Raw genomic sequence first — 14,630 nt, 5'->3', positions numbered from 1 at the left:
TTTAGCTGCTTCAATCGCGAATCTGTATTACCTCAAGCTTCACGCAGGTTTTGAAGCATACGCTGTGCAAGTGCAGACATGATCTCGGATTCTTCCGGTGTAAAATCTTTCTGGGCTTGCTGTTCCAACTCCTGAATCACTTCTCTCAATTCTTGTAGCGCAGAGCGCCCTTGATCCGTCAGGTATACCCGCAAACTGCGCATATCTTTCGGGTCTGCTTCACGTCTCACATAACCGGATGATTCCATGCGCTTGAGCATCACGGTTACCGTTGCGGGACTGCGCTGAAGTTGTTCGGCCAGGTTTTTCTGGGATTGACCATCTTCCCGTTCAAGCTGGAACAGCAAAGGGGGCTGCCCCGGGTATAACTCGGGGTGGTTCACAAGTTTCTCATGAACCTTGTAGCGTTTCAGTTTCACGAGTTCGGATAGCTGTCCCATTAACCGATCATTTTGGACTGGGTTCATATCATCTACTCCTATCCTTTTAGTTAGTCGACTAAATAAATCTTAAGTTCGATTTGACATATCGTCAAGTGAATACAGATCATTTATTTAGGACTGGAAATATTGACCTGACATAAAATGATGTGATAAATTGATATTATCTAATTGTTAATAACACAATGTTAATAACAGAATGGAGTTTGGTTATTATGACTTACGAAGGTTCCTCTGGAGGAAAAACTCCCGATTACCGGGAGCATCAGGATCAGGTACATATCAGTGAACAACAGTTTCTGGAAACGTATAATGCTGGTGATTACGAACGTCCTTCCGTCACCGTGGACATGTTGGTCTTTACGATTCGCAGTGAAGCTCAGGAGAATTATCGCAAGCTCGCTGAACCCGAACTCCAGTTACTACTAATCCGGCGGGGTGGTCATCCCTATCTGGGCCAATGGGCGTTACCGGGCGGATTTGTCTCCATGCAGGAATCATTGGAAGATGCTGCTCGGCGGGAATTGTTGACGGAGACAGGGCTGGATGATATTTATCTGGAGCAACTGTATACCTGGGGAGATGTGGAGCGAGATCCGCGTACACGGGTCATCAGTTGTTCCTATATGGCGCTGGTCGATAGCAGCGAGCTGGAGCTTCAGGCTGGCGATGATGCCAGTGAGGCCAATTGGTTTCGGGTGGAGCAGCGGCTTCTGGAAGAGAAGCGCCATATCCATGAGCGTGGACGTGTGACAGAACGCAGATTGCAGTTGATTTTGACCAATGGAACAGAAGAGTTATCGGCAATTGTTGAAACGAAAGAAACGATAGAAGGAAAAGTACGAAGCCATCGTTTGACGTTGGGGGAGGTTCAGGGGATTGCATTTGATCATGCCAAAATCATTCATTATGCACTTGAACGTCTGCGATCCAAGATCGAGTACACGGATATTGCATTTAATCTGATGCCGGAGACGTTTACGCTGACTGCACTTCAGAAAGTACATGAGATCATCAGTGGCAAAAAACTGCTGGCTGCCGCTTTCCGGCGTAAAATCGCCGATTGGGTTATTGAGACGGGAGAGTATGCGAGCAGTGCCGGTCATCGACCATCACGTTTATACAGATTGGACCCAGAGAGGCAGACACCCTGAAAAGGGGAAGCATCAATGAACACGGACGAAGTGATTCAAGCCATGGGCGGGATCACTGCAACCATGAGGAACAAGTAAAGAGGGGATATGGATGGAAAAGTTTACGTTTTTCTGGCGGACTGCATCTCCGTTCTCGCAGTGGCACCCGGCGGATTTTACCATGAACGGGGTTCACTACACGAGTGCGGAGCAATACATGATGCACCAGAAAGCGCTGCTGTTTGGCGATCAGACCATCGCAGACAAGATTCTGAAGGCAAGCTCTGCTTCGGTGCAAAAAAAGCTGGGCAGACAGGTCGCAGGTTTCGACCAGACTTTATGGGAAACGGAATGCCAGCGCATTGTCTACGAAGGCAATTGGGGCAAATTTACACAAAACAAAGAAATGCTAACCGCGCTGCGTGCCACCCGTGGAACGACTCTCGTGGAAGCAAGTCCGGATGATCGCATCTGGGGTGTGGGACTGGCGGAGGAAGATCCGCGTATTCGGAATAGAAGAACATGGCGGGGAACCAACTGGCTGGGTGAGATTCTCACCCGTCTAAGAGAAGATATAGGAAGTGATTCAGATGAGTGATAAGCAACAGTATAAGAACAATAGCAGTAATAACAAGAACAGCAGTGGACGTTACAACAACAACAACAACAACAACAGTACACTTGATAGATCAACGGGTATTACCGGCTCCAATCCACGTACCATGCGGGCCAGTATCGCACAGCAGACGCTGGCTATTTTGGATGAAGGGCAATACGTAAATGGGTATGATCGCAAGGTTGAGATAGGTATTGATGTGCAGCAAGCCATTCGGGATTCGGTATTATATCGTCCTTCGGAGCTTTCCACACTCAGGGGGAAGTTCCGTACAGAAGCTCACGCAGAAACTCATTCGGTAGCCTCATCAACTGAAGCTGAAGCTGCATCTGTGTCAGTGCGCATTGAGGTTACTGGAGAGACTACACTTGGAGCGGCTTCACGTTTGACGGTAGCTGAAGGAAGAGAAGATGTGGTCTGTCTGAACTTTGCATCGGCGAAAAATCCTGGCGGCGGTTTCCTTGGTGGAAGTCAGGCACAGGAAGAGAGTCTGGCCCGAGCGACAGGACTATACCCGTGCATCGCCCAAATGGATGAAATGTACGAGTACAATCGCAAACAGCGATCAGGTCTCTATTCGAATCATATGATCTATTCTCCTGATGTTCCGGTGATCCGTGATGATGAAGACCGACTGCTGGACCAATATTATTTATCATCCTTCATCACTGCGCCAGCGGTGAATGCGGGTGTGGTGAAAGAGCGTGGAGAAGCTGATGATCTACAGATTGAGTGCGTGATGAAGGAACGCATCCGTTATATTCTGGACGTGGCTGCTACGAATGGTCATCGGACGATTGTTCTCGGTGCATATGGTTGTGGAGTATTTCGTAATGAACCGGCAGTGGTGGCGAAGTATTTTCACGATGTGTTAGTGGGAGAGGGATTTAAGGACTCCTTTGAACGAATTGTATTTGCTGTATATGATCGATCCTCAGGTCAGCGAACATTAAAGGCATTTCAACGTTTTTTGACAGAGGCCTAATAAAAAAATATGGGATATAGATTGAATGAGAGCGCGTGAAAAGGAGATGAATGCCATGCAGTTTCATGAGAGAGAACAGGATTTATTTGAACTGGGGGATGAGTACACGCTTGCGCACTGCATATCAGCCGATGCAAGGATGGGCAAGGGCATTGCGGTACAGTTTCGGGAGCGATTTGGTTTGGAAAATCTTCAAGAGCAGGCCAAACAGGAGCCGCTTGAGATTGGACGATGTTATCCGGTAGGACGGACGATGAATCTGGTCACCAAGGTAAAGTTCTCCAATAAGCCGACGTATCAATCGTTGACTAATGCGGTAGAATCCATGCGAGACGTATGTGTGATGGATGGCATTACGAAACTGGCTATGCCCCGAATAGGATGCGGGTTGGACAGGCTGAAATGGGAGAAGGTCAGTCCGATTATCCAGGAAACTTTTGCCAATACGGATGTTGAGATCATTGTCTGTACACTGTGAGCACACATGGTAGAAGAGGATGGACTACAGCTTGCTGGCAGATCCAAAGCAAAAAACCTCAGCTTTGAGGGGAATAGAGCGTCCGTATGATTCATACAAACGCTGTTCCGATTTCAAAGTGAGGTTTTTTGTTGTTTTTATAGTTGATGGGTATCAGATGTATCGGACACTTTATTTTTTGGAGAACATTTCTTTGGCTTCATCCATGGCCATTTTATTACCGATCGATGAGTAATCCAGCCAAGGTTGTGCACCAATCGGGTAGACATGGCCGGCTTTGACTGCTTTCAGGCCTTGCCAGATCGGATTGTTTTGTAGCTCCTTGAACATGGTCTGGGCTTCATCATCCGAATTCACAACTACAAAGATCGCATCTGCATCATAGTCCGGCAATATTTCACGGGAGACGACTTGATACGGTTTAGTCGAATCGATATCTGTGATCCCTTTGGCAGGAGTCAGACCGAGATCCTCATACAAAATGGGACCCATGGGACGGCGTGTACTGAATACACGTAATTCTTTAGCAGTAACACGGATTGCCATCACAGTCCCATCACCAATCGTGTCATGAATCAGAGATTTCACTTCTTCCGTTTCGGTTGCGTAGTCCTGAATGTATTGCTCGGCTTCCTTCTCGCGATTTACGAGTTTGCCAATGTCTTTCAGATGGTCGCGCCATGTACCGTCATCCAGATTGAAGACATGCACCGGAGCAATTTTTTCGAATTTGGCAATATCACCACCGGAGAATTCTTCGTCCAGATAGATCACATCGGGTTTCAGGGCAAGCAAAGCTTCCATATCCGGGTCTTTAACCGGACCAAGTGGCGTTGTATTTTGAAGTTGATCAGCAACATGGGACAGGAAACCTTTGGCTTCGCCACCGATAACGGAACCAACCGGAGTAATGCCGAGAGACAGCAGATCATTGGTCAGATGGATCGACATGGAGGCAATACGTTGCTCTCCCGAACTTGCACTGTTGTCTTGATTCTTGGTTGAAGTATCCGTGGACGAACCACCAGAAGCAGATGATGAATTATTGGTCGTTCCACAGGCTGCAAGCACAAGCACCAGACAGATACTCATGACAAGCATAAGATTTTTCTTTAACATGGGTAATCACATTCTCCTTGAACATCTCTTGGATGTCTTTATTGTTTTTTTGAAAAAAAGATCACTTGCTTCGTACTAAAAGGTACAAAAAGTAAGGTGCACCAATCGCAGCAACCACCACGCCTGCCGGAATGGCATTAGGCTGAAAGATCGTTCGCCCGATTGTATCGGCGCTCACCAGAATAACCATACCGATAAGCCCGGCGGCTGGAATCAGATGCCGATGCATCGGACCGACAAGCCTACGCGCCAGATGTGGTGCCGCCAGACCGATAAAGCCGATTCCACCAGCCATTGATACACTAACGGCAGACAAAGCCACGGCACAGAGCAGCAAAATAATACGCTGGGATCGGACAGGCGTTCCGATACTGGTTGCGGCAGCATCTCCAAGATTGAAGGCATCGAGCGTTTTGGATCGACTCCAGATGTACGATATACATAACACCACCCAAGGAAGCAACGCTTGCACATGAATCCAATCCCGGCCCCAGACGCTTCCTGCCAACCAGCGAGCGGCAAAGGAATAGGTGTCTTCATCCAGACGCAGGGATAGGTAGAGTGTCAAGGCATGGAACCCGGCCGCTACCGCGATTCCCACCAGAATCAGCTTGATGGGTGATACGCCGTTATGGCGATCATAAGATAACAGCATGATGATCAGGGCAGCGGCCACACTGCCTGCAAAAGCAAACAACGGGATCAGCAAGGCCACAGAGCCATCCATCGTAAAGGAGAGACTAACAAACACCATTAGTCCAAATGCAGCCCCTGCATGTAATCCCAGAATGCCCGGGTCCGCCAATGGATTGCGGGTGATCCCTTGCAAGGCTGCTCCGGCAATACCAAGTCCCGCTCCGGCCAGTACAGTTACCAGGATGCGAGGCAGTCGGTAATCAAACAGTACAATCTGATCATCCGAACTGCCATTACCAAACAAAGTCTGTAACACAGCCGCTGGGGAGAGACGAATGGTTCCCGTGTTCAGGCTGATCACAATAACGGCAATGGCTATGCAGAGCAGCGTGATACTGACGACTATCGAACGTTTACCTCGTGAAGGTGTATTAAAATTCATCGCTACAAGGCCCTCCTTTCTTTACGGGCCAGATAGAGGAAGAAAGGTACACCGACAAAAGCGACCATAATGCCTACCGCGAGCTCCTCGGGCGGGTTCACGATGCGTGAGCCCAGATCAGCGAGCACCAGTAATATCGCTCCAAGCAGAGAAGACATCGGAATGATGAGTCGATAATCCACACCCACCAGTTTGCGTGAGATATGAGGGATGACAAGTCCGACAAATCCAATCGAGCCTACTGCCGACACGGACACACCAGCCAGCACAACAACCGCTGCGAGGGCGAGAAACCTCGTCCAGCGCAAGTTAATCCCGAGATTAATCGCTACTTCTTCACCGAGTGACATAAGGGATACACGCCGGGCGAGTGGCATGATCAGTACCAGCGTCACGAGCAGCACGGGAAGGATTAACTTCAGATGCCGCCATTCTATTCCGCCAAAACCTCCCGCATACCAGAAGGCCAGATCCTGACTCAGGTCAAAATAAATGGCAACACCTGTGCTGAGCGAGGTTAACATGGCTGCAATAACCGCTCCGGCAACGGTCAGTCTGATGGAATTCAGACCACCAGGTGCTGCCATTCCAAGCAGGAAGATAAGCAGTGTGCCCAGAACAGCTCCCACGAATGATAAAAACATAATCCAGCCGTATGGCAGTCCGGGACAAAAGGCAAAGCTCAGTGCTACGACAAAAGTGGCTCCAGCATTAATGCCCAGAATGCCCGTGTCTGCCAGCGGATTACGCGTAATGCCTTGCATTAAAGCTCCTGCAACGGCAAAGGCAGCGCCGATAATAACTGCGGCAAGGACACGAGGCAGCCGCAGCTCATGAATAATCTGATGTGGTGTCAAAGCTGGGTTGTACTGAAATATGGCAGCCCATACGGTTTCCAGCGTTAGCCCTTTGGCACCTAAAGAGATTGCGACAAACATACTTAGCAGCAGTATGGCTATGGCAGACAAAAACGTCAGCCCAACGGTCACTGCAGATTTTCTTGAATTAGACGGACGATGTGGCAGTCCCGGATGTTGAATACGGGTCACTCCTTTGGTACCAACAACGTATTTCATTGTTATTGATTATCATTATCAATTAGTGATCATTATAGAATCTTAATTCAGGCCCGTACATGGCATAAATTAAGATTCTGGAGATGGACATTTTTTAGATTACAAAAGTGAAGGTTTGTTCGTCAACATAGAGAGCGCTTCATCGAGCTGGATGTTGATGGAATATGGAGCATATACGACCCATGAGTTCCAGTCGATGAGATGTACACGTCCGTTTTTTACCGCAGGATGGCTGTTCCACAGTGGATTCGAAGCCATCTCTTTCAACAGTGTTGCCTTTTCATGCATAGAATTAATCGCCAGTACCAGCACATCTGCCTCAAGTCCGTCCCATTCTCCTGGTGTGAAGGGCAGCCAGTTGAATCCAACGCCGGGAGATTTGCCAGCCAGTTCGGTCTGAATGCGCTGAGGAGCGGCCAATTGCAAGGTTCGATAAAAGACATGTCCAAAGTTCCGATGGCTGTACATCCGTGGACCTTTAGGTGTTAACGTGCCAACGGCAACGGTGATGTCCCCGACGAATTCCTTGATTTTTTTGCGTGCACGCTCTGCCTTGCGTTCATGTCGATCCAGCCAATCTGTGGCTGCTTGGGTACGATCCACAATGGATGCAATCTGATGCAGATGACCGAAGACGTCTGTCTGGTTCCAGGGAATCGTGATGATGGGCGCGACATCGCCAATATGCTCCATCGCTTTGGCAGCTGCATTGTCCTTGGTCAGAATCAATTCAGGATTCACATCAAGAAAAGCCTGACGTCCCTGTTCCCAAGGTTCATAGGCGTGGAAGGGCAACGTCAGCGATTTGGGCATATGAGGAAGATGGCCTTGGATCTGAGCTGCGCATGGCGTGATGCCAAGTGTCATCAGGTGGTCCGTGTATGGATAGGAGAGCGACACGATATTTCGGTGGACCTGCTTCGAATAGGAAGTTGGCGCATAACCGGCATGGTTTCGGAAACGTCGGCTGAAATAAAATTCGTCACGGTAACCCACTTCACGAGCCACATCACGGATACGCAGATCTGAAGTAAGCAGCAATTCCTTGGCTCGGTTCATACGCAGATGAGTGATGTACTCAATCGGATTTTTCTGCATGCGGCTCTTGAATAGCTGCGAGTAATAGGACGGGTGCATGTCAGCCAGTTCAGCCAGCTTCTCCAGCTTGATCTCGTGCATATAGTTTTCGCGCATGTATTGCAGGGTGGACCTGAGCCACTGTTCGGGTTCATCCTGCCCAGCCCCCACGTCAGTCTGGTCTTCTTGAGGCCAGAGCATATGTAACAGTTCCGTCAGGAAGAGCTGTGCTTTCAAGCCCCTTTCCAAACCTTCATTGCTTAATTGTGTAAGCTGTGCGGCAATGCGCTGTATACCGTAAAATGGGCCCTGAATACAGCCTGTAACAGGTGAACTGAGCTCACGTTCGTAGATTCGTCTGGCTTTTGTTTTCTCCGTAGCCCGATACATATCAAAGTGAATGATATACAGTTCAATATCATGGTCTTCATCACTAAACAGTTCAATTGCAGTTCCTGGTAGGGACAGACAAGCTGATTTGCGAACCACGTGAGATTTGATTCCATTCATGATCAGTTGGCCTGTGAATTTGTGCATGTATATGAAGGTATGATGAGCTAGCTCAGCTGTGGACCAGCGCCATTTCCCACGGGTTATAATATGTTCTGCCTGACGAAGTTCGATCAGGGTATCATTCAGGAAGGCATCCAGGCCTGCCCGGGTTGAGGATTCCTTTTCTGCGTTGGGACTTGTCTGCTGATGCAACGTGTGTGGATTCATGCCGCTGTGGGCGGTACCGGGGATGGTAGTCATGTTGCTATGCGACCTCCTCTCTTTGGAAAAGTTTAGGTAATAATTGAATCTGGAACGTACCATATTTTCTCGGACATGAAGGTCTATCTTAAACGTCTATTGATGCGTTTTGCATGATGTAGTTAATACTGGCTGCCTTGTCAAAAGCACGTTTGCAGTATAGCCAGATGTTTTATGAATAGCACAGGGTATATGATCCCGTTATCAGATGTGATCGATAGTTTAACCAGATTGTCGCTAGTTACAAGTATGTTTACGGACAAGACTTCTTGGCCCTAGTCTGCTGATAATCTTAGCAAATCTACTGGAGAATTGAAATGTACACAGATATGTTCGAGGCCCTGATGAGCTTGAAGTCTATTGAAAGCACATAATCGAAATCGTTTTCTGACGTAAGCGTTTCTTTTTGGTAAAATAAAGGGGATAACATGTTGGCCTGATCTGAATCATGAACCTTTTCAACTCAAATTGCAGTAGGGAGGCTTTAATATGACAGAAGTAGTGGGACGGGACAAAGTACGCTGGGGCATTATGGGCACGGGATGGATTGCATCCCAGTTTGCAAGGGATCTGGAGCATGCGGGAAACGCTGTGAAAGCAGCGGTAGGTTCACGGACAGCGGGAAGTGCGGAGAAGTTTGCAGCTGAATATGGTTTTGCATGCGCTTACGGTTCTTATGATGAAATGCTGCAAGATCCTGAGGTAGATATTATCTATGTGGCAACACCTCACCCTGTGCATAAGGAGAATGTAATGGCTTGTCTGGAGGCAGGCAAGGCGGTGCTATGTGAAAAGCCGTTTACGATGAACGCGCGTCAGTTGGAGCAACTGGTGGAGACGGCACGGGAGCGTAACCTTTTCCTGATGGAAGGGATGTGGACACGATTTTTGCCGCCGATCGCTCAAGCCAGAGCCTGGATTGCAGAAGGACGAATCGGTGAAGTACGTTTGCTTCAGGCAGACTTTGGATTCCGTGTCGGCTGGGAGCCGGAAGGAAGATTGCTTAATCCCGATCTGGGTGGGGGCGCTTTGCTGGATGCAGGGGTGTACCCGATCTCCTTTGCATCGATGATCTTTGGTGAACAGCCCCAGCATGTATGGAGTACAGCCAATATCGGTGAGACGGGTGTGGACGAGCAATTTTCCGTGTTGTTGTCCTATTCCGAGGGACGTTCTGCATCACTGAGTGCTGCCATTCGTCTGAACCTTAGCAATGAAGCGGTCATATACGGTACGGAAGGCAAGATTCGTCTTCCTTTATTCTTGGCGGGTAAAGAAGCCTATCTGCATGTGAATGGTCAGGACGAGCCGGAGAAGTTCACGGATGATCGAACATGTATTGGTTATGCTTTTGAGGCAGAAGAAGCGGGACGTTGTATCCTCGAAGGTCGGACGGAGAGCAACACCATTAAACTGGACGAATCCTTGGAAATCATGAAACTGATGGACACGATTCGGGGCCAGTGGGGATTACGTTACAAATCGGAGTAAACAGACAGGAGCTGACGTGTGATGGTGAAGATTCTGATATCCGGGTTTGAACCTTTTGGCGGGGATGCGGTGAATCCGACGGGGGCATTAATGGATGCTCTTGCAAACGAAGTGATCGAGGGTGCTGAGCTAAAAACAGTACTGTTGCCCGTGCACTTCGATGAATGTGCAGACCAGCTGATCGCAGAGATGGAAGCCTATCGGCCAGATGTCGTTATCGCCTGTGGGCTGGCCAAGGGCAGAACATCCATCACACCGGAGCGGATCGCCGTGAATGTCAAAGATATTCCGCCAGGCTCCTACGCGGATAACCAAGGACAGCGTCCTGTGGACGAGCCAATTGTAGACGGTAGCCCGGACGGTTTGTTCTCCACGTTGCCCATACGTGCCATGGTGAATGACATGTCCGCAGCAGGTATTCCAGCTACCGTGTCCAATACAGCAGGTACATATATCTGCAACAACACAATGTACCGGGTGCTGGATCACATTCGAGTAGGGCAGCTTCCGATCCGTGCAGGATTTGTACACTTTCCCGCCTCAACAGAGATGGCTGTGTTGAAGCCTTCCGTCCCGTCGCTGCCTATTCCGATGATGCTGGATGCACTGCGAATTATGATTCGTACGGTTGTGGCTGAATCTTAGGGGATGGTTACGATCGTTCGGCTGCGGTTGCAGCAGATCGTAGGTGACGGTTGGTTGGATTCGTAGACCGTAGTTGTGAGAGGGAGAGTAGTGAGTTGGGGTGATGGAGGTACAGTAGGGTTCAAGATGACGTGGAGAGCGTGTAGTTGCATGGTTTTTGTCTGCTTCGATCTTGGGTTGAGCAGAGTGATAGATATGAGTATAAATATGAAGTTGAACATAGAGTGAAAAAAGAGCTGTCCCATCGTCTTAAGTCTGACGTTAGGGGACAGCTCTTTCTATTTCGTGTGTCATGTGTCTTGGGTAGTGTAGTCCAACATGGTTAGTGAGGTCACTAGTTTGCAACAAGTATCTTGATGAAAGTTTGTTGCCTAGGTAAAAAACAGACTCTAAAACCGCAAACCGCAAACCTCAAATCCGAAACCCATTAAGGCTTATACAACTGTTGTTGGAAAGTAGGAATTCAGCAAAACAGGTACGGGGCAGTTAAAGGACAGACTCCGATTCGTGCCCTCCTGAATGCGACCTTTACTAACCCTAAGTAACTAAGCTCTTAAGAAACAAGACGCAAGGACACCACCATCACCCTGGCTAGCTAAGTGGTTTGTATCCACGAAAACCCCGAATAGACTTCTACGAAGCTTACTCCTCAGAACACCTTGGAACGGACTCAAACGAACCGAGCACACGCTATTCTAGGAAAATCTGCACATACCAATTTCTAACGAATCGTAGGATCGTTATTGGGTGGAATGAAGCGAATTTGTTGGTGATATGACCGATTTCTAACTGAATAGAGTGTCTGGGATTCGTTAGAATTTTCGTAGCATGATATTTGGCTAAATAAGGTGCACTGGGTTCGTAAGAGAAAAACCTTCGAATTTGTAGCACCCTAAGTCTATTTTTACAAACCATTTCGATTTCGAATACCTAGGATAGGCTTCTAGGAAGCTTGCTCCTCAGAGCGTCTTGGAACGGACTCTAACGAACCGAGCACACGCTATTCTAGGAAAATCCGCACATACCAATTTCTAACGAATCGTAGGATCGTTGTTGTGCGAAATTATGCGAGTTTGTCGGTGATATGAACGAGATTTAGCCGAATACGGTGTCTGAGATTCTTTAGAATTCTCATACCACGTTATTCGGCTAAATAAGGTGCGCTAGGTTCTTTAGATATAGATCGAAGAGAAACTAACTCAAATTAAATCAAAGTTAGATTCGCAACAGATCAAGGTCGAACTCGGGAACGAGTCCTTCTTTCATGGCGCGGCCAAGCAGTGCAGTGATTGCACCGTAACCATCATCACCCAGGTTGGCGCTGAACTCGTTAACGTACAGGCCGATATGTTGTGCAGCTACGTCAGGGTCCATTTCTTGGGCATGTTCCATAACGTATGCTCTCGACTCATCCGGGTGCGCCCATGCATATTCAACGGAGGCGCGTGCCCATCCGGCGAGGGCATGAGCATCCATGTTGCGACGTGCGATGATCGCTCCAAGCGGGATCGGAAGGCCTGTGTCGCTTTCCCACCAGTTCCCGAGATCTGTCATTAGTTTGAGATCATAATTCTGGTACGTGAAGCGTGCTTCATGGATGACAAGTCCGGCATCGATCTTGCCGTCACGAACAGCAGGCATGATCTGGTCGAATGGCATGACAACAATCTCGCCTACACCGCCAGGAACATTTTGCGCTGCCCACAGACGGAATAATAGATATGCTGTCGAGCGTTCACTTGGCACAGCAACCCGTCGTCCAGACAGATATGCTGGATCGGTCGTGCCATTTGCGGTCAGAACCAAAGGACCACAGCCTCTGCCAAGTGCGCCTCCAGCAGGAAGCAGAGCATAGTCAGATAACACGTATGGCAGTGCTGCATAAGATATTTTCATCACTTCAGGTGTGTCGGGTCCATCCGGATTTGCTGCCAGACCATTGGTAATATCAATATCAGCATAACGGACATCCAGCTTAGGTGCGCCCGGGATTAACCCGTGCACCCACGCGTGAAAGATAAATGTATCGTTTGGACAAGGGGAAAATGCAATTTTCATGATGTAATAACCTCCCGTAAAATGGAACTTGCGGCCCGGAGCGCATCGAGGGCGTCCTTGATGCGCCAAGCGTCGCGGTCGCGTGGACCGACCGCGTTGGATATGGCCCGCAGTTCGAGTGCTGGCACGCCGAACTGCTGGGCAGCTGTTGCCACGCCGAAGCCTTCCATGCCTTCGGCGGCGGCATCGGGCACGCGGCGCAATAGCTCCGCGGCCGTCTCCGCTGTTCCGGTCGCCGTGGACACGGTGACCGCAGTGCCTCCGCTGACAGCGAGCCCAGCCCGCTGCAGTTCATGGCGCAGGCGAGCGGCAAGCTCTGCGTCCGCCGCCACAATGGACGAGCCGAATCCGAGCTCGTCCACACTAAGGAAGCCGTCTGGCGTCTGCGAGCCCAGATCGGCAGCAACCATGGCGTCGGCTACCACGAGGGAGCCGACGTCTGCCCGGCCGGGGAACCCGCCGCCGATGCCGGCACTGATCACCAGCATGTAGGCTGGTGATCCGGCTCCGGCAAGGGGCCCCGGCCCATCCGATGTGGCAGATGCCTGTGCCACATCGGATGGGCTTGGCGCAGTGGAACCCTGCGCCAACGCCCTAGTGCTTGCAGCCACTACGGCATATGCCAATGTAGCGGCTGTTCCCGCAGCTGCCGAGGCTGGGCCAACGCCCGCAGCGATGACGTCAAATCGTTCCGCGGCCATGTCTCCCAAACCACGGAGGACCGCATCTTTCTCCGCATCAACCGCGGTTACAATTAACACACGTTGTGATGAATTTGCTTGTACCGGACTAGTATCTGAAGTCGTTGTTGCCCCGCTTAATTCTCCCTGTTGGTCACTAGTCTCGAATGAGGCGTTCGCTTTATTATTCTGATTTTTATCCTGTCTATGTTCATTCATCTCGGATTCTCCTTATGAGGTATTAGAAGTGTAACATATGCCTCCATAGTATCTTTCTTACAGCAAGTTTCTAGTTACACTTCTTAGGGTTACTACTTACTTCTATATTTTCGTGTAAATGTATAGTTCAGCTTATATAAATGGAATTCGGGCATATATTTGTCCACTACAAAAGGACATTTATCTTGATTTTGTCTTTCAAAGAGTGGACACTTTTTCTAAAAAGATACTATATCCATCCATGAATATGAAACACTACATATAGATGTTTTCAGATATAAAATTAAAAATAATCTATATGTAGAATATCAATTCCGAGGTGCTTTCTCATGTACTTGTCCACCCTTTGAAAGACAAATATGCAATATGTATGCTCAGTGCGGACAGCACGAGTTGGCACTCCAAACGAACAGATAAACGATTGAAAAGGCTGGAGTCTGCCCGACCCATCCAACGCGACTCATATATAGCCTTAGGATTTTAGACCAACAAGCCAAATGAATAACGGTCCAGTCTACACTCGACCACTGCATAGTAGCTTATTTGTGCAAACCCGAATTTAAAGCAAATACACAGTTTTACTAACTCTGATATAGCTACCCACTTTAAGGCCTACCGTTTGTGCAGACAATAGATCTATAACGCGAGACAACACAACACAACAAACGCATAACAGACCTAACAATCAATCAGATTAAACGCGCACAAAAAAGTAACAAAGATAAAGTGATTATTGAACAATATTTCATCCCCATCATAACGGAAGGGGAAAGACCTGAACA

Annotated in this window: 13 protein-coding genes; 6 read left to right on the top strand and 7 right to left on the bottom strand. The window is 48.7% G+C overall.

The genetic code is table 11. The annotated features are described in order from the left end of the window. Nucleotides 1-32 precede the first annotated feature (32 nt). Complete coding sequence (locus tag AC1DE7_RS14185) at nucleotides 33-467, bottom strand: MarR family winged helix-turn-helix transcriptional regulator (RefSeq protein WP_477534636.1); 435 nt, start codon at nucleotides 465-467, stop codon at nucleotides 33-35. A gap of 188 nt (nucleotides 468-655) precedes the next feature. On the opposite strand from AC1DE7_RS14185, the gene AC1DE7_RS14180 reads away from it, so the two are divergent. From AC1DE7_RS14180 to AC1DE7_RS14165, 4 genes are all read left to right on the top strand, one after another. Further along, a complete protein-coding gene (locus AC1DE7_RS14180; RefSeq protein ID WP_174806449.1) occupies nucleotides 656-1,594 on the top strand; it encodes an NUDIX domain-containing protein in 939 nt (312 codons plus the stop codon). A gap of 91 nt (nucleotides 1,595-1,685) precedes the next feature. Next, a complete protein-coding gene (locus tag AC1DE7_RS14175) occupies nucleotides 1,686-2,171 on the top strand; it encodes an NADAR family protein (RefSeq protein WP_036672465.1) in 486 nt (161 codons plus the stop codon). Nucleotides 2,172-2,295: 124 nt separating this feature from the next. Next, nucleotides 2,296-3,174 carry a TIGR02452 family protein gene (locus tag AC1DE7_RS14170; protein WP_477534742.1) on the top strand — a complete coding sequence of 293 codons (879 nt, stop codon included), beginning with the start codon at nucleotides 2,296-2,298 and terminating at the stop codon, nucleotides 3,172-3,174. Nucleotides 3,175-3,199: 25 nt separating this feature from the next. Further along, the gene (locus AC1DE7_RS14165) at nucleotides 3,200-3,652 is read left to right on the top strand and encodes a macro domain-containing protein (RefSeq protein WP_308601005.1); all 453 of its coding nucleotides are present in this window, start codon (nucleotides 3,200-3,202) and stop codon (nucleotides 3,650-3,652) included. 171 nt (nucleotides 3,653-3,823) lie between these two features. Here the strand turns inward: AC1DE7_RS14165 and AC1DE7_RS14160 are convergent, their stop codons facing one another. The 4 genes from AC1DE7_RS14160 to AC1DE7_RS14145 form a co-directional block, all read right to left on the bottom strand. Next, on the bottom strand, nucleotides 3,824-4,771 hold the full coding sequence (locus AC1DE7_RS14160; protein ID WP_253506027.1) for an iron-hydroxamate ABC transporter substrate-binding protein: 948 nt from the start codon (nucleotides 4,769-4,771) through the stop codon (nucleotides 3,824-3,826). A gap of 61 nt (nucleotides 4,772-4,832) precedes the next feature. Further along, nucleotides 4,833-5,849 carry a FecCD family ABC transporter permease gene (locus AC1DE7_RS14155; RefSeq protein WP_340389278.1) on the bottom strand — a complete coding sequence of 339 codons (1,017 nt, stop codon included), beginning with the start codon at nucleotides 5,847-5,849 and terminating at the stop codon, nucleotides 4,833-4,835. Nucleotides 5,850-5,851: 2 nt separating this feature from the next. After that, nucleotides 5,852-6,925, bottom strand: coding sequence for a FecCD family ABC transporter permease (locus AC1DE7_RS14150; RefSeq protein WP_477534635.1), 1,074 nt, complete (start codon nucleotides 6,923-6,925; stop codon nucleotides 5,852-5,854). 99 nt (nucleotides 6,926-7,024) lie between these two features. Further along, nucleotides 7,025-8,755 carry a helix-turn-helix domain-containing protein gene (locus tag AC1DE7_RS14145; protein WP_477534634.1) on the bottom strand — a complete coding sequence of 577 codons (1,731 nt, stop codon included), beginning with the start codon at nucleotides 8,753-8,755 and terminating at the stop codon, nucleotides 7,025-7,027. Between the two features lie 489 nt (nucleotides 8,756-9,244). On the opposite strand from AC1DE7_RS14145, the gene AC1DE7_RS14140 reads away from it, so the two are divergent. Together AC1DE7_RS14140 and AC1DE7_RS14135 are read left to right on the top strand one after the other, a co-directional pair. Next, nucleotides 9,245-10,246 carry a Gfo/Idh/MocA family protein gene (locus AC1DE7_RS14140; RefSeq protein ID WP_477534633.1) on the top strand — a complete coding sequence of 334 codons (1,002 nt, stop codon included), beginning with the start codon at nucleotides 9,245-9,247 and terminating at the stop codon, nucleotides 10,244-10,246. A gap of 21 nt (nucleotides 10,247-10,267) precedes the next feature. Then, nucleotides 10,268-10,891, top strand: coding sequence for a pyroglutamyl-peptidase I (locus AC1DE7_RS14135; protein ID WP_477534632.1), 624 nt, complete (start codon nucleotides 10,268-10,270; stop codon nucleotides 10,889-10,891). 1,215 nt (nucleotides 10,892-12,106) lie between these two features. Here AC1DE7_RS14135 and AC1DE7_RS14130 read toward each other — a convergent pair. Together AC1DE7_RS14130 and AC1DE7_RS14125 are read right to left on the bottom strand one after the other, a co-directional pair. Further along, complete coding sequence (locus AC1DE7_RS14130; RefSeq protein WP_017690309.1) at nucleotides 12,107-12,949, bottom strand: 1,4-dihydroxy-6-naphtoate synthase; 843 nt, start codon at nucleotides 12,947-12,949, stop codon at nucleotides 12,107-12,109. Then, nucleotides 12,946-13,848, bottom strand: a complete 903-nt coding sequence (locus AC1DE7_RS14125; RefSeq protein WP_477534631.1) for a futalosine hydrolase — start codon at nucleotides 13,846-13,848, stop codon at nucleotides 12,946-12,948. Before AC1DE7_RS14125 ends, AC1DE7_RS14130 begins: the two co-directional genes overlap by 4 nt. Nucleotides 13,849-14,630: the final 782 nt, after the last annotated feature.

Source organism: Paenibacillus sp. 10L310 (assembly GCF_056395745.1).
Note: the sequence above shows the minus strand (reverse complement) of the source record. Positions and strands in the feature narration are given on the sequence as shown.